General features: G+C 49.1%; 23 protein-coding genes. All 23 read right to left on the reverse strand.

Annotated features, from left to right (window positions below; genetic code table 11):
• Positions 1–22: 22 nt before the first annotated feature.
• Complete coding sequence (locus C6I21_RS10465) at positions 23–943, reverse strand: flagellar hook-basal body complex protein (protein WP_105959424.1); 921 nt, start codon at positions 941–943, stop codon at positions 23–25.
• A gap of 75 nt (positions 944–1,018) precedes the next feature.
• A complete protein-coding gene (locus C6I21_RS10470) occupies positions 1,019–1,396 on the reverse strand; it encodes a TIGR02530 family flagellar biosynthesis protein (protein WP_105959425.1) in 378 nt (125 codons plus the stop codon).
• Positions 1,393–1,845, reverse strand: a complete 453-nt coding sequence (flgD, locus tag C6I21_RS10475; RefSeq protein WP_105959426.1) for a flagellar hook assembly protein FlgD — start codon at positions 1,843–1,845, stop codon at positions 1,393–1,395. Before flgD ends, C6I21_RS10470 begins: the two co-directional genes overlap by 4 nt.
• Positions 1,846–1,847: 2 nt before the next feature.
• Positions 1,848–3,185, reverse strand: a complete 1,338-nt coding sequence (locus tag C6I21_RS10480) for a flagellar hook-length control protein FliK (RefSeq protein WP_105959427.1) — start codon at positions 3,183–3,185, stop codon at positions 1,848–1,850.
• Positions 3,186–3,217: 32 nt separating this feature from the next.
• Entirely contained in the window at positions 3,218–3,775 is a 558-nt protein-coding gene (locus C6I21_RS10485) for a magnesium transporter MgtE N-terminal domain-containing protein (protein ID WP_105959428.1), read from the reverse strand.
• An 11-nt stretch (positions 3,776–3,786) separates the two neighbouring features.
• Positions 3,787–4,224, reverse strand: a complete 438-nt coding sequence (gene fliJ, locus C6I21_RS10490) for a flagellar export protein FliJ (RefSeq protein WP_105959429.1) — start codon at positions 4,222–4,224, stop codon at positions 3,787–3,789.
• Between the two features lie 4 nt (positions 4,225–4,228).
• Positions 4,229–5,545: a flagellar protein export ATPase FliI gene (gene fliI / locus C6I21_RS10495; RefSeq protein WP_105959430.1), complete on the reverse strand. Its 1,317-nt coding sequence runs from the start codon at positions 5,543–5,545 to the stop codon at positions 4,229–4,231.
• Positions 5,532–6,308, reverse strand: coding sequence for a flagellar assembly protein FliH (gene fliH, locus C6I21_RS10500; RefSeq protein ID WP_181186211.1), 777 nt, complete (start codon positions 6,306–6,308; stop codon positions 5,532–5,534). The genes fliI and fliH overlap by 14 nt, the downstream gene beginning before the upstream one ends.
• On the reverse strand, positions 6,301–7,314 hold the full coding sequence (gene fliG, locus C6I21_RS10505; protein ID WP_105959432.1) for a flagellar motor switch protein FliG: 1,014 nt from the start codon (positions 7,312–7,314) through the stop codon (positions 6,301–6,303). The genes fliH and fliG overlap by 8 nt, the downstream gene beginning before the upstream one ends.
• Before the next feature lie 17 nt (positions 7,315–7,331).
• Positions 7,332–8,918, reverse strand: a complete 1,587-nt coding sequence (gene fliF, locus C6I21_RS10510; RefSeq protein WP_105959433.1) for a flagellar basal-body MS-ring/collar protein FliF — start codon at positions 8,916–8,918, stop codon at positions 7,332–7,334.
• 87 nt (positions 8,919–9,005) lie between these two features.
• Positions 9,006–9,281, reverse strand: coding sequence for a flagellar hook-basal body complex protein FliE (fliE, locus tag C6I21_RS10515; RefSeq protein WP_245411610.1), 276 nt, complete (start codon positions 9,279–9,281; stop codon positions 9,006–9,008).
• 55 nt (positions 9,282–9,336) lie between these two features.
• On the reverse strand, positions 9,337–9,774 hold the full coding sequence (gene flgC, locus C6I21_RS10520) for a flagellar basal body rod protein FlgC (protein ID WP_105959527.1): 438 nt from the start codon (positions 9,772–9,774) through the stop codon (positions 9,337–9,339).
• Between the two features lie 11 nt (positions 9,775–9,785).
• The gene (gene flgB / locus C6I21_RS10525) at positions 9,786–10,184 is read right to left on the reverse strand and encodes a flagellar basal body rod protein FlgB (RefSeq protein WP_105959435.1); all 399 of its coding nucleotides are present in this window, start codon (positions 10,182–10,184) and stop codon (positions 9,786–9,788) included.
• Between the two features lie 283 nt (positions 10,185–10,467).
• Positions 10,468–11,244 carry a GTP-sensing pleiotropic transcriptional regulator CodY gene (gene codY / locus C6I21_RS10530; protein WP_105959436.1) on the reverse strand — a complete coding sequence of 259 codons (777 nt, stop codon included), beginning with the start codon at positions 11,242–11,244 and terminating at the stop codon, positions 10,468–10,470.
• 28 nt (positions 11,245–11,272) lie between these two features.
• Positions 11,273–12,676, reverse strand: coding sequence for an ATP-dependent protease ATPase subunit HslU (gene hslU, locus C6I21_RS10535; protein WP_105959437.1), 1,404 nt, complete (start codon positions 12,674–12,676; stop codon positions 11,273–11,275).
• 2 nt (positions 12,677–12,678) lie between these two features.
• Complete coding sequence (gene hslV, locus C6I21_RS10540) at positions 12,679–13,227, reverse strand: ATP-dependent protease subunit HslV (protein ID WP_105959438.1); 549 nt, start codon at positions 13,225–13,227, stop codon at positions 12,679–12,681.
• A gap of 19 nt (positions 13,228–13,246) precedes the next feature.
• Positions 13,247–14,125 carry a tyrosine recombinase XerC gene (xerC, locus tag C6I21_RS10545; RefSeq protein ID WP_105959439.1) on the reverse strand — a complete coding sequence of 293 codons (879 nt, stop codon included), beginning with the start codon at positions 14,123–14,125 and terminating at the stop codon, positions 13,247–13,249.
• Between the two features lie 184 nt (positions 14,126–14,309).
• Positions 14,310–16,379: a type I DNA topoisomerase gene (gene topA / locus C6I21_RS10550; RefSeq protein WP_105959440.1), complete on the reverse strand. Its 2,070-nt coding sequence runs from the start codon at positions 16,377–16,379 to the stop codon at positions 14,310–14,312.
• A 217-nt stretch (positions 16,380–16,596) separates the two neighbouring features.
• Positions 16,597–17,460, reverse strand: coding sequence for a DNA-processing protein DprA (dprA, locus tag C6I21_RS10555; RefSeq protein WP_105959441.1), 864 nt, complete (start codon positions 17,458–17,460; stop codon positions 16,597–16,599).
• Between the two features lie 309 nt (positions 17,461–17,769).
• Positions 17,770–18,681, reverse strand: a complete 912-nt coding sequence (gene sucD / locus C6I21_RS10560; RefSeq protein ID WP_105959442.1) for a succinate--CoA ligase subunit alpha — start codon at positions 18,679–18,681, stop codon at positions 17,770–17,772.
• A 21-nt stretch (positions 18,682–18,702) separates the two neighbouring features.
• Positions 18,703–19,863, reverse strand: a complete 1,161-nt coding sequence (gene sucC / locus C6I21_RS10565) for an ADP-forming succinate--CoA ligase subunit beta (protein WP_105959443.1) — start codon at positions 19,861–19,863, stop codon at positions 18,703–18,705.
• Positions 19,864–20,110: 247 nt separating this feature from the next.
• Positions 20,111–20,398: an EscU/YscU/HrcU family type III secretion system export apparatus switch protein gene (locus C6I21_RS10570; protein WP_105959444.1), complete on the reverse strand. Its 288-nt coding sequence runs from the start codon at positions 20,396–20,398 to the stop codon at positions 20,111–20,113.
• Entirely contained in the window at positions 20,395–22,056 is a 1,662-nt protein-coding gene (locus tag C6I21_RS10575) for a hypothetical protein (RefSeq protein WP_105959445.1), read from the reverse strand. Before C6I21_RS10575 ends, C6I21_RS10570 begins: the two co-directional genes overlap by 4 nt.
• Positions 22,057–22,069 lie beyond the last annotated feature (13 nt).

Genomic DNA, 22,069 nt, shown 5'->3' on the forward strand with positions numbered 1-22,069 from the left:
AAAGTATAGTCAGCTGCGAGGATTAACGCTTCAGCTGATTCAGTTCCTGAAGAATTTCATCCGATGTCGTGATCATCCGTGTGTTCGCCTGGAACGCACGCTGGGCGACAATCATTTCAGCAAACTCTTCGGACAAGTCGACGTTGGACATTTCAAGCGTAGAGCCGATCAGATCCCCGCGTCCCTCTTCCCCGGCAAGACCGTATTGTGGAAGTCCGGAGTTCGCGCTTTGTTCAAACGTATTACCGCCGACTTTATTCAGACCGCCGGGATTGGCGAAATTAGCCATCCCTACAAGACCAAGTACATATGTCTCGCCGTTGGAGAAAACCCCGTTAATCTCTCCGGACTGTGCAACGTTAAAACTTTGGAGAGTCGCTTCCTCGTCAGCATCACCAGGGATTCCTCCAAAATCACCTGCGTCCCAGCGGCCGTCTGGATCTGCTCCTTGTAAATCATCTATACTTGCTCCGGCAGGAATGTACATCTGCCCAAAGTCATCTCCGTCCTCGCCCGGCTGGTAGCCCATGACACTCATTCCATCACCATTCACGAGCCGGCCATTGGCATCCAGATAAAAGTTTCCTGCACGTGTAAAGCGGATCGGGCCATCGTCTGCGCCTTCCTGTACGACGAAGTAGCCGTCTCCGGAAATCGCCATATCCAGGTCTCTTCCTGTGGACTGAAGAGATCCCTGCGTATCCAGTGTATCGATCGTAGAGCGTCCGCTTCCGAGACCGATCTGCTGCGGATTCGTTCCCCCACGTCCATCTGCCTGAGCTGCTCCGGCACCCTGCATCTGCTGACTTACTAGGTCATTAAATGTGCTTCTCCCTTTTTTAAAGCCGTGTGTATTCACATTGGAAATATTGTTACCAATAACATCAAGCTTGCTCTGGAAGTTACTCATACCACCGATACCGGAATATAAAGATCTAAGCATAATTAATTTCTCCTCTCATAATGTACAAAATCATTCGGATTTTGTACTGCGGCTTCCTCTCGGTCCAGCCGGCTGTTAGTTAACGATGATCGCACCGTTAATATTTGTAAAAAGCTGATCGTCTGCTTCCTGTCTGTGCATCGCGGTAATAACCGTTTTATTCTGCGCGCTGATGACAAATGCTGCTTCTGACGTTAACACGAGTGAATCTTTAACGCCTTTTTTCTCTGCTTCACTCACTTTGGATTGTATTGCTTCCCACGTTTTCTCAGGAACGTGAATGTTCCGCTCTTCCATCCGCTTTTCGGCATGCCTGCTAATTTTTAATGACTCCTCCGACTTCTCCTGGAGCAGTGTCTTAAACGAAGAATTCGTGTTCTTTGACTCTGCCTGCTGTGTCTGAGGCGGTTTTAGTGCAGGCTGAAAGTGATGCGGCTGGATTTTCATGCTCATTCTTTGCCTTCCTGGATCAACGTCACCTTATTTACTGAGGTTCTGTCGCCGGATTCAAGTATGAGTTCAGCTTTACCATCTTTAAACGCGACAGATGTTACGAGACTTTCTTTGATTTCAGGCTCTTCGTCACTGCCTGCTTCGTACATCACCTGTCTGCCGATCAGATCGCTGTGGGAAACAAACTGATTCTGTTTTTGTTCTTCTGTGAACTTTTGTACTGTCTCATTTAAGTTCGTCATCTGTTCGAGACTGGAAAACTGGGCCATCTGTGCCACAAACTCTTTATCATCCATCGGTTCGAGTGGATCCTGATTCTGAAGCTGTGTCATCAAAAGCTTTAAAAAGGCATCGCGGTCCATATTCTGAGAGGCTCTATTATTTTTCTGCTGTTTTTGAAACTCTTCCAGGGAGAGCGTCTGGGAATTGGACGTTATTCCTTCAGGCATCGTTATTCTCCTTCCACTGATTCTTCTGTATTTTGTACGACAGCGTCTAGAAGTTCATCAAAAACGGTGTCTTCATCCTGTTCTTCTTCAGGCTGCTTATACTGCTGTTTTTCCTGCTGACCGCTTTCCTCTTTTGCATCTTTTAAAAGTGTGGCCTGCTGCTGGGTGATTTCTACACGGTCCACCTGAATATTCTGCTGTGTCAGTGACTGTTTTAAATTCGGAAGCTGTGAGTCAAGCATTTCCCTCGTCTGCGCTGTCGCTGTCATAATTTTTGCTGTTAATACTCCATTTGACTGCTGAACAAGAGTGATATCGATTCTGCCAAGGCTTGCAGGATGGAGCTTCAGCGTCATTTTCTGAACGCCATTTTCAAGGGTGTGGATTTTTGCTCTGGATAACAGGTGTTCAAACTGCTTTAACAGCTGTTCTGACGAAACATTCTGCTGCGGCGGCTGTCCTGTCTGAGTCAGTATCAGCTGCTGCTGCAGAGGCAGTGCAGGCTGCATTTCCCTGATCACCGGAGCATCTGATCCAAACATCCTTGAAATTCCTTCTTTGAGTGCACTGTTATTCCCGGCTGGTGACCACGCTTTCTGCATCACCGGTTCGGCGGGCAAATTGGTTCTGTTCGGAGGTCCCCCTGTCAACTGCTGAGCGCCTCTCTGCTCCCTGCCGTTTAACGGCTCCGTTCCCTTTTCTGAAGGATGCAAAGCACGCTCTACTACCTGCAGTGTCTGAATGAGAGCTTCCGTATCAGTTCCGGATTCAGAAGTCTGTGTCTTCATGAAGTTAACCAGCTCATTTACAGCTGTCATCAGCTCTTCAAGCTGAAGCTTTACTGCTTCGTTTTCTTCTAATTCCGAAAAATCCTGATCTTCTGTGCTTGTAATCAGTGAGATGACGGATGCAGTTAAAGGAACGAGGTTCATTTCACCCTTTTCAACATCTTTCTGAAAAACTTCCACTGTGCTTATTCCTGAAGCGATGAAGTCTAAAATTTCTTCCTTCATTTCTTGTGGGAGTTCATTAATAAGCTCTTGAAGCTCGGGGTGCAGCTTTTCTTCTATTTCCAGATCAGAGGCGTCTTCGGGCAGTTCACCGTTTTCAAGATGCGCTGTCTGAGGGAGAAGTTCTTCAAGTGCCTCCAGCAGTGATGCGAGTAATTCCTCTATCTCCTCTTCCGGAAGCTCCTCTAAATTTAAAGGAAGGCTCACTGTCTGCGAAGATTCAATAAGTGCTGCAAATATGGACTGGCTGCCATCCGTTTCTTTTTTGCCTGCAGATCTTCCTTCCATTAATGGGGCTGCCTGTGATGCCATTACCTGTGCGAGATTCATTTTCTCACCTCCTTTCAATATTCATTTCCCGATCATTCACCGATCCGGGAGATGATCGATGCGGCCAGGTCTGCTTCAACTCTGGCAAGAATATTGGAGCGGGAATCGACGTTCATTTCGCGGAGGTAGCGGACTGCTTCGGCCTCCTCCATTTCTTCGATGATCCCGGCTGCACGGGAAGCAGTCATCTGCTCCAGCGTTCTGACCGCTTCTTCAAACTGTGCCAGTGCTTCACTTTCTGCTTCCGCTTCTTCTGTGGATTCCGCCTGCATCTCGAACAGCTCTTCTTCTGCATCTGCAAGGGACTCTTCCATATCAGCGAGCTGCTGCTCGAGCCTTCTGACTTCCTGCTGCGCATTTTCCGCCTCATGTTCCAGCTGCGCGATGTATTCTTCATCTGTAATGCCGGAACCTTCCTCCTCCTGTTCTTCTGTAAAAGGAAGCGAGGCTACAGCCCGCTGGACGGTGTCCGGTATATTAAACCCTAGATAATAGAGCATAACGCCGGCAAGGATCAGCGCAAATAACAGTGGAATCACAATAATCATAAAGAAAACTTGAAACCGGTTCTGCGTCTTTTCTTTCGCCATTCTCGTACCGCCTACTTCCTGACATACTGCTGAACAGAAATTTCATCCAGAAATTTTTGCTCAAGGTGTTTTTCCAGGGAGGATGCTTTCTCCTGCTCTTTCACTTTCATCCGCTCGTACTTCTTTACATCTACGGCTTTCATCTGAAGAAATCGTTCCTTATCTGTCATGTCCCGCCTGGCTTTCTGTGTTTTTACCTGCAGATCCTGGATACGTTCTTTCAGGAAATCAAGCTGCTTTTGACGCTGCTGCATCTCCATAATGGAAATCGTTCCGCCGTTCTGTGGAATCGAGCCATTCTCGAGCTCCTCTTTCTTCCGCAGATGGTCATACAGTTCCGTGGCACACGATTCAAATGAAGCTGCTGCCTCATTATACGCAGTGGCGGCGACGTTTTTCTCACGGTCTTTTAATTCGAGCACTTTTTGAAGCGAATAACGGAATTCCATGCGATTACCTGCTTTCTGTTCCGAAGGATTGAATCAGCTGATTCTGTGTTTCGCTGAAGGAAACCGTCTCACCTGCATGCTGCATAAGAAATTCGTTTACTTCCTGGCGGCGCCGCACCGCTTCATCCACCTGCGGATTGGAACCTTTTTTATAAGCGCCGATATTAATCAAATCTTCCTGCTCCTGATACACAGCGAGGAGCGAGCGCAGGTGATCTGCAGCTTTTACATGTTCAGCCGGTACGAGTTCTGTCATCAGCCTGCTCACACTCTGCAGCACATTCACTGCTGGAAAATGACCTTTGTTTGCCAGTTTTCGATCGAGCACCAGGTGGCCGTCCAATATGCCGCGGACCGTATCGGCCACTGGCTCATTCATGTCATCACCATCCACCAGCACGGTGTAGAAAGCAGTGATCGTTCCATGTTCACTCGTCCCGCTCCGCTCGAGCAGTCTTGGCAGCATAGCAAAAACCGATGGGGTGTACCCTTTCGTTGTCGGCGGTTCCCCGATTGCGAGTCCGACTTCCCGCTGTGCCATCGCTACCCGGGTCACGGAATCCATCATCAGGTTGACGTTTTTACCCTGCGCACGGAAATATTCTGCCGCAGCAGTTGCCGTGTAGGCACCTTTGATGCGCATCAGCGCCGGCTGATCGGAAGTTGCAACAACGACAACCGTATTTTTCATTCCTTCCGGGCCCAGGTCACGCTCGATAAAATCCCGCACTTCCCGTCCGCGCTCTCCAATCAGTGCGATTACGTTGATGTCCGCATCCGACTGTTTAGAAATCGACGCCATCATTGTACTTTTGCCGACACCGCTTCCGGCAAAAATGCCTATCCGCTGTCCTTTACCTATCGTAAACAGACCATCAACAACCTTCAGCCCTACTTGAAGCGGTTCCTGGATCCTGGGCCTTGACATCGGATTCGGCGGATCATTGTCTGTCGAAAACCATCGGCATCCGGCAAGCTCGATTCCGCCCTCAAAAGGACGTCCCAGGCTGTCCACTACGGTTCCGATCATCGACATGCCGACAGGAACTTCAAGCGGCTTATTCCAGGACTGGACTAGGCTGCCGGGGGAAATAGCTTCCACTCTGTCATAAGGCATAAGGAGTACTTTATTTCCTTTGAAACCAACTACTTCAGCAAGAATCTCTCTGCCGCCGGCAGTGAAAATGGAGCACAGTTCGCCGACGGAGGCCGGCGGACCCTCGGACTCAATCATGAGTCCGACAGCTTCTGTTACTCTGCCATACTGCCTGTAGGGTTTAACCCTGTCCACATATGGGATAAGCGTACTAAGCTCCGCCATGACCTTCCTCCTTCAGCTGCTCGGACAGCTGCCGCTTTAGTTCAAACAGCTGGACATCCAGTCCGGCATCCAGCCGGCCGACCGGCGTGTCCAGAACGCAGCCGTTCTCCGGAAGCGAACCGTCCGGATAGATCACAATTTCTGCCTCCATGGCTGCTGCCTGAATTTCCTCTTTCTGCTTCAGAAGCGTTTCGTACCAGTAAGGGTGTACATAGATTTTTATGTACTCCTGCTCTCTGACTTCAGCCACTGCTTTTTTAACGATAGCCGTACAGGTTTCTGCATCGGCTTCCAGTTCTTTTCCGATGATGTGACCGGCTGCCTTAACAGCAAGTTCCACCATTTGCTGCTCCGCACTGTCTATTTTATTCCAGTAATCGGATCTTGCTGACTCGACGATTCCACCTGCCTGAACCAAGTAGGCATCCACCTGGCGCTGTGCTTCTTCCACCGCATCCTGATAGCCTTTTTCAAATCCTTCTTCTGCTGCAGTACGCCACCGTTCTTCCGCTTCCTGTTCGACAGCCTTCTGCTGTTCCAGTTTCCACTGGTCAAATGCTTCCTTTTCACGCTCAATCTGGTTTTTGACTTCCTGCAGACTGTCTTCCAGGTGCTCCAGCTCTTCTTTCTGCGGAATGGGCGCTCGTTGGGTTTCTTCCGGCGGAATCAACTGATCTCCCGGCTGCTGTTCAAAGAGTGGTTTAATCCCGATCGTACGATGGCTGTCGTTTCCAGCTGACCTGGACTTAATCAGTCTAGACAATGATATCGTCTCCTCCACCGCGTGCTATAACGATTTCACCAGCTTCTTCAAGCCGCCTGATCACACCGACAATACGTGTCTGTGCTTCTTCTACATCCCGGAGCCGGACCGGTCCCATAAACTCCATTTCTTCTTTGAATGTGTCCGACATCCGCTGGGACATATTGCTGAATACAATATCTTTCACTTCTTCGCTGGAAACTTTCAGTGCCAGCTGAAGATCAGCATTCTCGACATCCCGGATCACGCGCTGAATCGAGCGGTTATCGAGAGTAACAATGTCTTCAAAGACGAACATGCGCTTCTTAATCTCTTCAGCAAGTTCCGGATCCTGAATTTCCAGGGCATCTAAAATCGTCCGCTCGGTACTGCGGTCTACGCTGTTCAGCACTTCGACGACGGATTCGATACCGCCCGCTTCAGTGAAGTCCTGCGTGACTGTGGAGGACAGCTTCTTCTCCAGAATCGATTCCACTTCGTGAATAATCTCTGGAGATGTGGAGTCCATCACAGCAATTCTCTTTGCAATATCCGCCTGCATCTCCTGCGGCAGTGCAGATAAAATCTGGCCGCTCTGCTCGCTGTCGAGGTAGGAAAGAACAAGTGCGATGGTCTGCGGATGTTCATTTTGTATAAAGTTGAATATCTGCATCGAATCTGTCTTTCTCGCAAAGTCGAACGGTCTCACCTGCAGCGTGGAAGTCAGCCGGTTAATAATGGCGGAAGCTTCCTCGCCGCCAAGTGCTTTTTCCAGCACATCTTTCGCATAGCCGATACCGCCCTGTGTAATGTAATCCTGGGCAACCGCCAGCTGGTGAAACTGTTCAAGCACTTCCTCTTTCTGTTCCTGGTCCACCTTGCGGACACCGGCGATCTCCAGCGTCAGTTTTTCAATCTCTTCTTCAGAAAGGTGCTTGTACACCTGGGCTGAAACATCCGGTCCGAGTGAAATAAGGAGGATGGCCGCTTTCTGTTTTCCTGTTAATTCTTTTTTCTTTTGTACCAACGGCGTGTCCCTCCTTTTTACTCATCTGAGAGCCAGGTCCGGATTAGTTTTGAGAACTCATCCGGCTTGGCTTTCGCAAGCTCTTCCAGCTGTCTTTTGCGTGCTTTGGACTCTGTGTCGACTGTCTCATCCTCAATAGATGGCAGCTCGTATTCCCTTCGTTCCTGAAGGTATACTTCCTCTTCTTCTGCCTCAGCGGTTTTCCGCCGGCGCAGCAGGAAGAATAAAAGAGCTCCGGCGATCAGGACGAACAGACCTGCCGCATAATACCAGAGCGGGATGCCTGCAGGCTCTTCTTCCATTTCCACCGCACCGAGAAACGGCATGGAGGAAACGTAGATCCGTTCAGCAAGTTCATCTTCATCCCATTCCGCTGTTACTTCACCGGCGACGGAAGTGGAAACGACCTGGCCGATGATTGCTTCGATATCCTGCAGACGCTCCGGAGGAAGAGACCCTTCGTCTTCCGGATCCGGCGGCTCCACCATCACTTGAATACCAATATCCCGGATCTGGTACGGGCTTTCTGTAATCTCTCTGGAAATTCGGTTCACTTCATTGTTTATCCGTTCTTCAATACGCTCATAATCGCCTGCCTGTCCACCGCCGCCTGCAGGGAAGTTGACAATATCGTCTTCCCCTGCACCCGGCTCACCGCCGTCCAGGCCTTCTTCTCCTTCAAACGTTTCTGTAATTCTTTCCACGCTCATGGCGATGCCTTCATTGTTTTCTTCATCCACTGGTTCCACGAGCTCTTCCTGTCGATTTTCCTGTGTGAAATCCATATCGGTGGATACAGATACGACAACTTTATTCTGCCCCATCATCGTTCCAAGCATCTGCTGCAGTTCCCGCTGCAGATCGCGCTCGATATCTTTTTGAATTTGACGGTTCTGTTCATAGGCATTTAAATTTCCGCCATTATTCCGGTTTTCATATTCCAAAGGACGGGAATACTGATCAGAGATGACAACATCGTCAACTGCCAGATTTGGAACACTCTGCGCTACGAGATGGTAGAGTGCCTGTACCTGCTGCTGGTCAAGCTGCGCTCCAGCCTGCGTATTGACAACGACAGAGGCAGTAGCAGCATCAGGCTCTTCAGAAAGCCATGGACTTTCTTCGGGCATCGTAATCATGACCTGGGCGTTACTGATGCCGTCGATATTACGGATTAAATCTTCAATCGAGGACTGGATCGCTGCACGTTCAAGCAGCTCAAATTCGTTATCTGTCGTACCAAAACCCATATTTTCGCTGAAAGTACTGTAATCGATACGCCCCGTCTGCGGAATGCCTTCTGCGGCAAGGGAAACTTTCAAGTCATCCACTGCCGTATCCGGTACAGAAACCGTCGTGCCGTCTGCACTGACTTCATTCTGGATACCGCGCGAGTCCAGCGTCGCTTTTACTTCCCCGGCCTCCTGCATTGTCATATCTGTGTACAGGGGCACATAGTGGGTCCTTGATCCGATCCATGAAACAGCAGCTGCAGCCACTACCAGCAGGATAACCGCTGCTGTAAGCAGACTGCGCTGCCCGCTTGTTCTGGACGACCAGAACTTTTTTATATTCGCTGTTATGTTCGTAAACTGTTCCTTCATGAGTCCTCCCACCATGCCGCGGTACGAAATATTCTAAAAAACACTTTATAAAGTCCAGATTCCTGCCGATATGATGATCAGCTGTTTTTATACCTGCATTCTCATTATTTCCTGATACGCTTCAATCACTTTGTTCCGGACTTCCACAGTCGTCTCCAAAGCTACAGAACTTTTCTGTGAAGCGATCATAACGTCGTGCAGATCAACGTTTTCCCCCCGCGCCATTGCACTTGTCATCGCATCAGAGTCATTCCTCGTTTTATTAACATCAGCAACTGCATCGTTAAGCCACGTTTTAAACGACTGGTGGGCTTCTGCAGGTGATGTATCCAGATTATTTCTGTAATTCGCTGTCCCCATCATGGAATTTATGGCCCCGGTCTGTTCAATACTCATTTATATTCCCCCTTCAGATTGTTTATCTCCCAATTTCCAGCGCACGCATCAGCATGCTTTTATGTGCATCCAGGGCAGTAACGTTCGCTTCATAGGACCTTGTTGCGCCCATCATGTTAATCATTTCTTTCAATGGATCCACATTCGGCAGCTGCACGTACCCTTCATCGTCCGCATCCGGGTGGTCCGGCTGAAAAACATCTCTAAATGGTGTTTCGTCTTCGGTAATTTCTGAAATGGTAACACCACCGCCTTCTTCCTGCGCTTGTTGAAGAAAGTGCTGGAAGCGGGTTCCTCCCTGTGATTCCATATGTACCATTTTTCTCCGGTAGGGTTCCCACTCACCATCAACCATTCTTCCCCTGGTCGTTTCAGCATTTGCCATGTTGGCTGACGTAACATCCATTCGTAAACGCTGGGACGTCAGCGCTGATCCTGAAATATTCATTCCGTGAAACATGCTCATCTTATTTACCTCCCGGATCCGAGTGCTGTTCGTACAGAATTAAACTTTCCACTGAGTCGCTCTACGACAGCATTATAGTAAATCTGATTTTCTGCCATCATGGACATTTCATGGTCAATATCCACATTATTACCGTTATGGTTGTAAGCTGTATCCATGCGTTTTTTGACTTCCGGTGACATCGAGCCGCTGTTCTGCGAAAAAGGAATGTGCCGCTGATCTGTCTGCCGCGCCTCCAGCTGCTTTTCCGCTTCAGCCAGCTGATGACGGAATACCGTTCGTTCTGCTTTGTATCCCGGCGTATCGGCATTGGCAATGTTGTTCGCTATCGTATTCTGCCTTTTGGAAGAAGCCTGAACAGCAGTTTCCAATAAATTCATGGAATCGTTATTTAACAAATTCATTACGGCACACTCCCTCTTTTATCTTATGCTTTTTTTAGTTAATTCCTGTTTTCGTGTGATGTCTGCCCCTTTTGTACATCATTCTATGACAATGTGGGACGGTAACGGCAAAAAAAAGAGACATCCTAGAAATTTAGTCTCATGCAGTATTACAAAACAATGAATCTACTTAGCACCTTATCATAAAGCAGGGTATTTCGGAACAAATCTCGACAGATTCTGAGATTATTTACAAAAAAAGCGACCATTTTCCCAATGGCCGCTGCTTGAATACTGCTACTAATTAACCTTTATGCTTTTTCAGCTCAACGAGAAACTTGTCATTGAGCACTTTAATATACGTCCCTTTCATACCGAGAGACCGGGATTCAATAACGCCGGCACTTTCCAGTTTCCGGAGCGCATTGACGATCACAGAGCGTGTAATGCCGACACGGTCAGCAATTTTACTTGCCACGAGAAGCCCTTCACTTCCATCCAGTTCTTCAAAGATGTGTTCCACTGCCTCCAGCTCGCTGTAGGATAAGGAACTGATCGCCATCTGCACAACTGCTTTGCTTCTCGCTTCCTGTTCAATTTCTTCCGTCTTTTCGTGAAGAATCTCCATTCCGACAACGGTGGAACCGTACTCGGCAAGAAGAAGGTCATCATCTCCGAAAGACTCATCCAGCCTTGCAAGGATAAGTGTACCGAGGCGCTGTCCTCCACCCTGAATAGGGACAATCGTTGTAAGTCCGTTTGCGAAAAGATCTTTATTCTCTACCGGAAAGGCCGTGTAGGAACTGTTAATGTCAATGTTCGGCGACGTCTCTTCGATTTGAAAAAGCCCATTCGTATATTCTTCTGGAAAACGACGCTCTTCCAGCATCTGCTTCATACGGGTGTTCTCGATTTCCTGCTTAATCGAGTAGCCGAGAAGTTTTCCCCTTCTGCTCACGATGAAGATATTCGCTTCGATGACGTCGCGTAACGTCACTGCCATTTCTTTAAAGTTAACGGACTGACCGGCACTTTTTTGAAGAAGATCGTTAATTTTACGCGTTTTTGTTAATAGATCCATTCCTATTCCTCCTTAAATAATTGCATGATTATAATATATAGCGGCTGACATCCTGGTTTCTGGCTACAGAAGCCAGCTTTTCTTCAACATACTGCGGCGTGATCTGAACCGTTCCCATACCGATTTCAGAAGCTTCAAAGGACAGATCCTCGAGAAGACGCTCCATAATGGTATGAAGCCTGCGCGCCCCGATATTCTCTGTGTTCCGGTTCACTTCGGCTGCGGTCTGTGCAATGCTCCGCACCGCATTCTCCTCAAAATGAACCTCTACTCCTTCGACAGCCAGAAGAGCTTCATACTGCTTCAGAAGCGCAAATTTAGGCTCTGTCAGAATACGGACGAAATCTTCTTCACCAAGAGAGTCCAGTTCCACCCGGATCGGCATGCGTCCCTGCAGTTCCGGAATCAGATCCGACGGCTTCGATAGATGAAAGGCACCGGCTCCTATGAAAAGCATGTAGTCCGTTTTGACGGGACCATACTTCGTCGTGACAGTGGATCCTTCAATTATCGGGAGAATATCACGCTGCACCCCTTCACGAGAAACATCGGCGGACTGCTGGGAAGCGGATGTAATTTTGTCCATTTCATCGATAAACACGATGCCGGTCTGTTCCGCCCGGGCCACCGCTTCCTGAGAAACATCTTCCATATTAATCAGCTTCTGCGCTTCCTGTTCCTGCAGCAGCGGCCTGGCGTCACGGACAGGCAGTCTCCGTTCTGTTTTCTGCTTCGGCATCATGCTTCCGAACATTTCCTGCATGTTCATTCCCATCTGCTCCATGCCGCCGCCCTGAAACATGTCGGTGAACCCACGCTGCTGTTCTTCTACCTCCACCAGGACTTCCGTATCTTCAAGTTCACCGAGCTTTAACTTTTCCTCTACCCGTTTGCGTGCTTCGCGGTAAGATTCATCCTGTGGTTCCTGTTCTTCAGGCTCTTCCTCTTCTTCTCCACCCTGCTGAAAAAACATCTCCAGCGGGTTACGGTAGCCGTTACTTTTTTTCTTACGGGACTGCGGATGCAGAAGTTCCACAAGTCGTTTTTCAGCTGCTTCGGAAGCCGGCTTCTGCACCTGCTTCATGCGCTCTTCTTTCACGAGTCTCACAGCGCTTTCCACCAGGTCTCTGATCATGGATTCAACATCCCGTCCGACGTAGCCTACTTCAGTAAACTTTGTCGCTTCCACCTTGATGAACGGAGCTCCGGTCAGCTTCGCAAGCCTTCTGGCGATTTCCGTCTTCCCTACACCGGTAGGGCCGATCATCAAAATATTTTTTGGTGTTATTTCCTCTTTTAATGCTTCTTCCACCCGGCTGCGCCGGTACCGGTTACGAAGCGCAATAGCGACCGAGCGCTTCGCCTGACGCTGACCGACAATTGTTTCATCCAGGCGTTCAACGATTTGTCTCGGGGTGAGTACGGTATCCATGTTTACTCCTCCTCAATCGTCTCTACAATAATGTGATCATTCGTATAAACGCATAATTCAGCTGCGGTTTTAAGACTCGCTTCAGCTATTTCAGCCGCTGACAAATGCGGGGCGTACGTCTTCATCGCCCGTCCGGCACTTAACGCATACGTTCCACCGGAGCCGATGGCCGTGATTCCGTCATCTGGTTCGATCACTTCCCCGGTACCTGCAATCAGGTACATGGAATCCTTATCCATAACGATCAGCATCGCTTCAAGACGGCGCAGCACCCGGTCGCTTCTCCACTCTTTGGCAAGTTCGACAGCTGCCCGCTGCAGACTTCCGCTGTACTCTTCCAGCTTCGCTTCAAATTTCTCATACAGCGTGAATGCATCAGCAACTGACCCGGCAAAGCCTGCGGCTACGTTTCCTCTGTAGAGCCTGCGTACCTTCTTTGCTGAATGCTTCATCACGACCGCATTGCCGAAGGTCACCTGACCATCCCCCGCCATCGCAGACGCGCCATTATGTCTTACTGCAAATATCGTGGTTCCTTTTATCGCTTCCATACGTTCCTCCTGTTCTCTATCAGGCTCTCGGATGTGACTGCCTGTATATATCACGAAGGTGATCTTTCGTTACGTGGGTATACAGCTGGGTGGCCCGGAGATTTTTGTGACCGAGCAGCTCCTGAACGGTCCGGAGATCCGCCCCTTCATTCAGCAGGTGCGTCGCAAAAGTATGTCTGAGCTTATGGGGATGGACGTTAATATCCGGAGCTGTTTTTGACGCTGCGGTTTCCAGCGCTTTCTGAAGCCCCCGCACAGACAGGCTTTCCCCACGGTAATTTAAAAATAGGGACGTCTCCCCTTCCCGCCGCTTTACTCCGGAAGCCTGCAGATATGTCTGCAGCGCATCCACCGCAAAGGAGCCGACCGGTACATACCGTTGACGACCACCCTTCCCATTTACCAGAATCATTTCAAGCTCCAGGTCAACGTCTCCGAGCTGAAGTCCTGTGCACTCGGATGCACGTATGCCTGTCGCGTAAAGCAATTCAAACAAAGCTGCGTTACGTTTATCCAGCCACGTGTCTTTCGGAAGATGTTCCAGCAGCGCAGTTACTTCATTCTCATAAAAAAAGGAAGGCAGCGGCTGGTCCTGTTTCGGCCGGTGAAGCTGCTGCACAGGGTTTTCCTCAATCAGCCCTTCCCTTAATAAGAAACGATAAAACGCCCGGAGGGAAGACAAGTGTCTGGCTGTCGAACGACGGCTCATCCCCCGGGTGTAAAGTTCGGTTAAATAATCTCGGATGTGGACATACGAAACAGCAGCGGCGGTCAACTGCCAACGCTGCTCGCAGTAGGATGAAAATGAATGCAGGTCCCGGCAGTATCCTTGAACAGTTTGTTCCGAAAGCTGCCGTTCCACGCGCAGATAGGTCTGAAACGACGCTATCTCATTCATGTAATCAGCTCCTGTCAAATCTGCAGTCAAAGCTCTTAAATCGTATCACAATTCAAATCAAGCTTCAATTATGTTTACAATTTTTTCACAAAATTCAGAACGAAACAGGCCTTTCATAGATAACTGCAGCGGTTCATCCTTCTATCCGGCTCCTGATGCCATGTAGAAAGAGGAGAAGAGCAGATTAATTCTGCTCTTCCTTGTAGTCACATTCCACACACTGAACGTGCGTGCCTTTTTTGGACTTTTTCTCTACGAGCATATTCTCACACTTCGGACATGAGCGTGCAATCGGCTTGTCCCAGGAAATAAAGTCACATTCCGGATACCGGTCGCAGCCAAAGAAGATCCGTTTTTTCTTACTCTTGCGTTCGACAATATTACCTTCTTTACATTTCGGACAGTCGACACCGATCTCTTTTACGATTGCTTTTGTATTTCTGCATTCCGGAAAGTTGGAGCAGGCCATGAATTTGCCGTAGCGGCCCATTTTATAAACCATCTCATGACCGCACTTCTCGCAGTCTTCACCGGCTGGTTCATCTTTAATTTCAACTTCTTTCATTTCCTCTTCCGCTGTTTTCAACCTTTTCTCAAAGCCGCCGTAGAAATCATCGATAATGCCAACCCAGGAATTCGATCCTTCTTCAATGGAGTCAAGGTTCGATTCCATCGAAGCAGTAAATTCCACATCGAGAATTTCCGGGAAGAACTCTTCGATCAGCTCCAGTACGATCGTACCGAGTTCAGTCGGGACAAAACGCTTCTCTTCGAGTGCTACATATCCTCTCCGCTGAATCGTATCAAGCGTCGGTGCATACGTGGACGGCCGGCCGATACCGAGTTCTTCCAGTGTCCTGACGAGGCGTGCTTCTGTATACCTCGGTGGCGGCTGTGTGAAGTGCTGGGCTGGTTCAATGGAAGATTCTCCCGTCATTTCTCCTTCTTCGAGATCCGGCAGGAGTCTGTCTTTTTCTTCTTTACCGTCGTCATTACCCTCAATGTACACTTTCATAAAGCCTGCGAACTTCAGCTTGGATCCGTTTGCCCGGAATTCTACACCATTGTTGGACATGTTTACCGTCATGGTGTCCATTACTGCCGGCGCCATCCGGCTGGCAACAAGTCTTTCCCAGATAAGTTTATACAGCCGGTACTGATCACGGCTCAAGTACTGTTTTACATCTTTCGGCGTCATTAGTACAGAAGTAGGTCTGACCGCTTCGTGAGCATCCTGTGCATTCTGAGACTGCTTCTGCTCTTTTTGAGCTCCCGCATATTCCTCTCCATACTTTTCTACGATATAGTCGCGTGTTTCATTTTTCGCCGTATCGGATATTCGGGTCGAGTCGGTACGCATATACGTAATCAGACCGACGGTACCCGATTTTCCGATGTCGATTCCCTCGTAAAGCTGCTGCGCGAGCATCATTGTCTTTTTTGCACGGAAGTTCAGCTTCCGGGCCGCTTCCTGCTGCAGCGAGGATGTTGTAAAAGGTACGACTGGATTCCGCTTCCGCTCCCTGCGCTTTACTTCATCAATCTGAAAGGAAGAGCCTTTCATCTGCTCCAGGACACTGTTCACTTCTTCCTCGGAGGAAAGTTCTTTTTTCTCTCCATTAATGCCTGTAAATTTTGCTTCAAAGTTTTTGCCGTCTTTCTCCAGCTGCGCTGTGATTGACCAGTATTCCTGAGGCTCGAATGCGTTAATTTCGTTTTCCCGGTCTATAATCATTTTCACCGCTACAGACTGCACGCGGCCGGCACTCAGTCCCTTCTTTACTTTTTTCCATAAAAGAGGGCTGATGTTGTACCCGACGAGCCGGTCCAGAACGCGGCGCGCCTGCTGGGCATCAACCAGATTCGTGTTAATTTCTCGGGGATGCTTGAATGAATCTTTGATTGCCTGTTTCGTAATTTCATTGAAAACGACCCGGCATTTCGAGTCTTTATCGATATTCAGGCTGTCTGCAAGGTGCCAGGCAATTGCCTCCCCTTCTCTATCGGGGTCGGCAGCCAGATAGACACGCTTCGCTTTTTTCGCAGCCTGCTTAAGCTCTTTTAAAATGGGACCTTTCCCGCGGATTGTAATATATTTAGGGGAATAATCATTTTCTACATCTACGCCCATTTGACTTTTGGGCAGGTCAATGACATGACCCATTGATGCTTTTACACTGTACTTTTTTCCTAAATATTTTCCAATCGTTTTTGCTTTTGCGGGAGATTCCACAATCACTAAATAATCGGCCATAGGGTGATGCTCCTCCCTGAATCACTAGTTAAAGAATCTCCCCTATTATTAAACACGGTGTCTCAATTTGTCAAACAACTTTTTTCTGCTGTGCCGGTTTTCATGCCGGATTCAGGTTCATTATGTGCCCTTTTTCTAATCGTACGATCTCAGAACAAAGGCTGATTCTGTGCGCATTCCACTGCACGAAAACCGCTTTTCTTCCATATAATATAGGTCACCTGAAAAATTCTTCTAGAATGTCCTCCGGTTTCAGCGCAGCACCGGCGCCATCCTGAATCAGCCGGTTCGTTCCTGCAGAAAGCGGGTCGGTGATCCGGCCGGGTACCGCCAGCACTTCCTTTCCCTGCTCGAGAGCCGTTTCTGCGGTAATCAAAGAGCCGCTTCTCTCTTTCGCTTCCACTACGAGCACAACCTGTGCGAGACCGCTTATAATTCGATTCCTTTCCGGGAATTGATACGGCTTCGGCCGGATGTCGGGAGGATATTCACTGACGACAAGCTGCTCCTTCTCCAGGCGCTTTTTAAGAAGATAGGCAGACCTCGGGTAGAGATGGTTGATTCCAAACCCGAGAACAGCAATGGTGGATCCGTTCTCCTGGAAGGCCGTTTCATGGGCTGAAGTATCAACTCCCTGAGCCATTCCGCTTATGATGAGTACACCAGCCTGTATGGAAGGCGCTGTAAGCATATGGAGATCCCGCGCTGCGCGCTCAGAGGGATGGCGGGCTCCGACAACAGCAAGCTTTGGCGATACATTCAGAAGATTTGTATTGCCCTTTAAGAACAGCACCTGCGGCGGAACACTCATACAGAACAGTTCTCCGGGATAGCTGCTTTCATCGATCGTCAGGCATTCAATACCTTCCCTGCTCCACTGCAGAAACGGCGAATTGATTTTTAAATCTGCAACCGCTGCTGCAGCCCGCTGACTTCGTGTAAGAGCAGTCAGTATCCGGCTTCCTTCAAGCGTAAATAGCTGCTCAAGCCCGGGATCTATCCTTCTATATTTCTGAACGATTCGACTGTTTCCCTCCAGCGCACAGTGAAGAATGAGCAGGTGTTGTTTAAATTTATTCATGTAGACCTCCTTGATATTTCAATCCATCCCTGGCACATACCGGAAGAGACGAATCCAGATGTATTACAATTTTTTGAGTATACTCGTGATTTTACACAAAATAATTCGTATACTTTATCACCTGCAGCGGTGAGCTTTGCATCTTTTATTAAGAAAATGCATGCGGCGTGCAGGCACGGATTTTGTTATTCCCGTTGGCGAAGCCTCGTTCCGTCATTCGAAGCAGAGATGCATGAACCTTATTAAAGACAAAAAAAGTGTGTGAAAGAGGGAGTACCTCTTTCACACACTCAAAACGTTCCGGGCAGCTTATGTTGCTGCGTGTGTGACACACTTATCATAAATGTTCTGCTCTTTCAGCACGGAAATGAGCGTCTCACCCATAACTGCCGGCGTCTCAGCTACTTTTACACCAGCGCCGTTGAGCGTTTTAATTTTTTCATCGGCCGTTCCTTTACCTCCGGAGATAATGGCACCGGCATGACCCATGCGCTTTCCTGGAGGTGCTGTTTTCCCGCCGATAAATCCGACAACCGGCTTTGTCATATTTTCCTTAATCCACTCTGCCGCTTCTTCCTCTGCAGTACCACCGATCTCACCGATCATGATAACTGCATAGGTGTCCGGATCTTCATTGAACATTTTTAGAACATCGATAAAGTTCGTTCCGTTTACCGGATCGCCTCCGATACCGACAGCAGTCGACTGTCCGATTCCTTCTGTAGAGAGCTGGTGGACAGCTTCATACGTCAGCGTACCGGAGCGGGATACGACACCGACATGCCCTTTCTTATGGATATAACCAGGCATAATACCGATTTTGCACTCATCCGGCGTAATAACACCTGGACAGTTCGGCCCGATAAGGCGTGTCTTTTTTCCTTCCAGGAAACGGCGTACTTTGATCATATCTGTCACTGGAATTCCTTCCGTGATAGTGATCACGAGGTCCACCCCGGCATCCGCGGCTTCCATAATGGCATCCGCTGCAAACGGAGGTGGAACATAGATAACAGAAGCATTGGCACCAGTTGCCTTCACTGCCTCTTCCACGGTATTAAATACCGGAATTCCTTCGATTTCTGTGCCGCCTTTTCCAGGGGTCACACCGCCGACAATTTTCGTTCCATACTCCACTGCCTGCTTCGTATGGAAGAGGCCTGTGGCACCGGTGATTCCCTGAACGATCACTTTCGTGTCTTTATTCAATAGAATACTCATGTGCTTTTCCCGCCTTCCTTTCTAGTTGACTGCCTGAACGATCTTTTCAGCTCCATCTGCCATGGAATCAGCTGAAGTAATATTCAATCCGGAATCATCCAGAATTTTCTTTCCGAGTTCTACATTTGTTCCTTCCAGACGAACAACGAGCGGAAGTTCCAGCCCCATCTGTTTCGTAGCTTCCACGATCCCTTCAGCGATTACGTCACATTTCATGATTCCGCCGAAAATATTCACGTAAATGCCCTTCACTGTATCGTCGGAAAGGATAATTTTAAATGCTTCTGTTACCTTCTCTGCGGTAGCACCGCCCCCAACATCCAGGAAGTTGGCAGGATCGCCGTTATGATATTTAATAATATCCATCGTAGCCATCGCCAGGCCGGCACCATTTACCATACAGCCGATGTTCCCATCGAGAGAAATATAGCTCAGGTCATATTTGGACGCTTCGATTTCTTTCTCATCTTCTTCGTCGAGATCTCTCAGCTCCAGTACGTCTTTTTGACGGTAAAGAGCGTTGGAATCAAAGTTAAGCTTTGCATCCAGAGCCATAACATTGCCGTCTCCAGTCGTAACAAGCGGGTTGATTTCCGCAATAGAGCAGTCCTTTTCTTCGAAAGCTTTATAAAGTCCCATCATGAACTTCACTGCTTTTCCGACAAGCTCTTTTGGAATATTAATGTTAAATGCCAGGCGGCGTGCCTGATAAGGCATGAGCCCTGTGACAGGATCGATGACTTCTTTGAAAATTTTCTCCGGAGTTTCTGCGGCAACTTCTTCGATTTCTGTGCCGCCTTCCTCCGAGGCCATCATCACGATGCGGGACGTATCACGGTCCACAACAAGGCCGACGTAGTACTCATCTTTAATATCGCAGCCTTCTTCAATAAGAAGACGCTTGATTTCTTTACCTTCCGGCCCGGTCTGGTGCGTGACGAGCGTCTGACCGAGAAGCTCTTCCGCGTATGTACGGACCTCATCGAGGCTTTTTGCGATTTTCACCCCTCCGGCTTTTCCGCGTCCGCCCGCATGGATCTGCGCTTTGACAACGGTTACATCAGAACCTAAAGATTTCGCAGCGTCCACCGCTTCCTGACGCGTGTAGGCTACCTTTCCTTCAGGCACAGATACGCCGTAGCTTCGGAGTATTTCTTTTCCCTGATACTCGTGGATATTCATAGCCATCCTCCTTAACATTATCGCTCTGCTTCAGAAAACGTATCCAAAACAGTTTGTGCGTATGCGCACAATGACTATTTTACAACAAATTGGGTCAAAGCAACAGCCAAACGGCGAAAAAATCAAAATTTTCCGGACGAAAACTGGCTCCAAAAGCCGCCATACAGCCATCTATGGATAGTAAAAACGGTAAATTTCTATGTACGGCTGCCACCTGAAATAACATCAATACCCGGAGGAAGTTCCCTCAGGACCGGCTGCTCTTCTCTCTGTCCATCCGGTAGACAAAAGCGAAAACTTCCGCGACCACTTCATAAAGCTGCTCAGGTATCTGCTCATTAATATCAAGCTGGGAGAGCATTTCTACGAGTGCTGGATCTTCCTGAACCGGCACTTCTGCTTCTCTGGCCCGTTCAATAATAGCTTCAGCAGTAAATCCGCGTCCTTTTGCTTTAACAGAAGGTGCCTGCTCTCCTTCTTTGTAACCAAGCGCCACGGATCGTTTTTGACTGAGGGAATATGGTTTTTGATTCATATGCGGAAGTCCACTCCTTTATAGCCATGCGGACGCTCCAATGAATAGGGAGAGGGCTGAATCTGATCCGCACCTGTTTTTTCCTGAATGGAGTCGTCTTTCCAAAGGACCGAAGAAAGGCGGTAATCTTTCTGCTCCAGTGCTTCAGCAAGCATCGGTTTCCATATATCCTCCAATGACGACGGTTTTGGGCTTTCGGCCTGAATATGAATAGTGACGACCCTGTTTTGAATCTGCAGGTCAATCACTGTCTGTTTTAAGGCGTCCATCTCCAGATAGAACAAGACGCGGCAGTGGGAATCGTCCCACGTCCCATCTTCTTTTTTTCTCCCCATCCACTGCAGCGTCAGATCACTGCTCCGCTGCAGAAGTTCGACCGGAACCTGCATCAGCATCTGCTGTACCGGACCCTGCTGCTCCTGGGAGAGAAGCTGGGTGCCTGTAATTCGGTTTACGGCAAACTCTGCGGCTCGTCGGGTTTCTCCGGTTACAGATTGATTTTGAAGCAGTGAGAGAAGAGCTGCTTTTAAATTATTGCCATTCATCTCCTGCCCGCGGCCCATCTGTGCTTCATGTTCAAATCCGAGCTGATTTAACAAACCTGCCGGCATCGACTGCCCAGGTGTAAACGTAGATGGAGATGTCTGCCGCAGCGCCTGATGCAGATTTTCAAATGATGGATCCGGACGGTTCTGAAGCGTAGTCAGCATGTCGAGGGCTCCGGCTTTTTCCGGACCTGCTCCTAAAAACAACGATAAAAACGCGTCCATCTTCTGTGGAGTCTGCAGCTGAAGCTGAGATGCCAGCGCTGCAGGTGATTGAGGTATGCCGGCTCTGCCTCCATCCGGAAGCAGCAGCTGTCTCTGCTGTTCAAACTGCGGAAGCTGAAGCCGCTCCTGAACGACGGCAAGAGCCCCCGGACCGGAAGGAAGCCCCGCTGCCTGAAGAAACTGCGAAGCTTCGCTTCGGACAGCTCCGCCGGAAGATGCTGCCAGTAGCTGCTTGACCAGCATACCAGTCTGTTCGGGAGATGAGGCGTTTTGCAGCTGCTGAATCAGTCCAGCTGCCCTTGCTGCTTCCGGAACGCTCCGATTCTGAGAAGCCCAGGCTTCTATGGATGAAAGTGCGGCGGAAAGGGACCGGTTTTCCTGAAAGGTACTCAGTGCCTGAAAGACCGACTTTGTCACGGGCATCTCCCGGCTGATCATGACATTCGCTGTATCCACTGCTGCCTTCGCAGGAAGCGGACTTTCTTTCATCAGTGCCACCGCTTCCTGAAGCTGCCTCCCAGTAAACGGCGTCCCTTCCCTGCTCAGCTGCTGAATCAGCTGCTGGGCCGCTTTATCCCCCTGTAGTTGAAAGCGGGCAGCAAGCGCATCTCCAGGAGAGCTTCCCTGTTGACGGGAAGGCGGTTCGATGACACGAAGTGTCGGCATCCCGCTGCCAGGCTGAACTTGAAACCAGTAGCGGCCGCCTTTCTCAAGTGACGTTTCCAGATGAGCAGTCAGCTGCTGAGCACCTACCTGCAGCCTTGCTGTAGATCCTCTGAAAAGTTCAGTAATGGTACCCTGAAAAACCTGTCCCGGCTGGAATGTGCGGCTCTCCGGCCGTGCTGTGGCATTGTTTTTTATCCAGCTCTGAACAACTGCTGCATCCATCTGTCTCAACTCC

Source organism: Alkalicoccus urumqiensis (assembly GCF_002993335.1).
Lineage (GTDB): Bacteria > Bacillota > Bacilli > Bacillales > Salisediminibacteriaceae > Alkalicoccus > Alkalicoccus urumqiensis.

Excerpts from the sequence above, each read along its gene's own strand:
- C6I21_RS10485 (WP_105959428.1), bottom strand. The coding sequence starts at position 3,775 with ATGGCGAAAGAAAAGACGCAGAACCGGTTTCAAGTTTTCTTTATGATT.
- C6I21_RS10465 (WP_105959424.1), bottom strand. The coding sequence starts at position 943 with ATGCTTAGATCTTTATATTCCGGTATCGGTGGTATGAGTAACTTCCAG.
- sucD (WP_105959442.1), bottom strand. The coding sequence starts at position 18,681 with ATGAGTATTCTATTGAATAAAGACACGAAAGTGATCGTTCAGGGAATC.
- C6I21_RS10480 (WP_105959427.1), bottom strand. The coding sequence starts at position 3,185 with ATGAATCTCGCACAGGTAATGGCATCACAGGCAGCCCCATTAATGGAA.
- fliJ (WP_105959429.1), bottom strand. The coding sequence starts at position 4,224 with ATGGAATTCCGTTATTCGCTTCAAAAAGTGCTCGAATTAAAAGACCGT.
- flgB (WP_105959435.1), bottom strand. The coding sequence starts at position 10,184 with ATGAATTTGTTAAATAACGATTCCATGAATTTATTGGAAACTGCTGTT.
- topA (WP_105959440.1), bottom strand. The coding sequence starts at position 16,379 with ATGGCCGATTATTTAGTGATTGTGGAATCTCCCGCAAAAGCAAAAACG.
- C6I21_RS10570 (WP_105959444.1), bottom strand. The coding sequence starts at position 20,398 with ATGAATCAAAAACCATATTCCCTCAGTCAAAAACGATCCGTGGCGCTT.
- hslV (WP_105959438.1), bottom strand. The coding sequence starts at position 13,227 with ATGGAAGCGATAAAAGGAACCACGATATTTGCAGTAAGACATAATGGC.
- dprA (WP_105959441.1), bottom strand. The coding sequence starts at position 17,460 with ATGAATAAATTTAAACAACACCTGCTCATTCTTCACTGTGCGCTGGAG.
- codY (WP_105959436.1), bottom strand. The coding sequence starts at position 11,244 with ATGGATCTATTAACAAAAACGCGTAAAATTAACGATCTTCTTCAAAAA.
- fliF (WP_105959433.1), bottom strand. The coding sequence starts at position 8,918 with ATGAAGGAACAGTTTACGAACATAACAGCGAATATAAAAAAGTTCTGG.
- C6I21_RS10575 (WP_105959445.1), bottom strand. The coding sequence starts at position 22,056 with ATGGATGCAGCAGTTGTTCAGAGCTGGATAAAAAACAATGCCACAGCA.
- sucC (WP_105959443.1), bottom strand. The coding sequence starts at position 19,863 with ATGAATATCCACGAGTATCAGGGAAAAGAAATACTCCGAAGCTACGGC.
- fliE (WP_245411610.1), bottom strand. The coding sequence starts at position 9,281 with ATGATGGGGACAGCGAATTACAGAAATAATCTGGATACATCACCTGCA.
- fliI (WP_105959430.1), bottom strand. The coding sequence starts at position 5,545 with ATGGCGGAGCTTAGTACGCTTATCCCATATGTGGACAGGGTTAAACCC.
- flgC (WP_105959527.1), bottom strand. The coding sequence starts at position 9,774 with ATGTTTCACGGAATGAATATTTCAGGATCAGCGCTGACGTCCCAGCGT.
- C6I21_RS10470 (WP_105959425.1), bottom strand. The coding sequence starts at position 1,396 with ATGAGCATGAAAATCCAGCCGCATCACTTTCAGCCTGCACTAAAACCG.
- xerC (WP_105959439.1), bottom strand. The coding sequence starts at position 14,125 with ATGAATGAGATAGCGTCGTTTCAGACCTATCTGCGCGTGGAACGGCAG.
- flgD (WP_105959426.1), bottom strand. The coding sequence starts at position 1,845 with ATGCCTGAAGGAATAACGTCCAATTCCCAGACGCTCTCCCTGGAAGAG.
- hslU (WP_105959437.1), bottom strand. The coding sequence starts at position 12,676 with ATGGATACCGTACTCACCCCGAGACAAATCGTTGAACGCCTGGATGAA.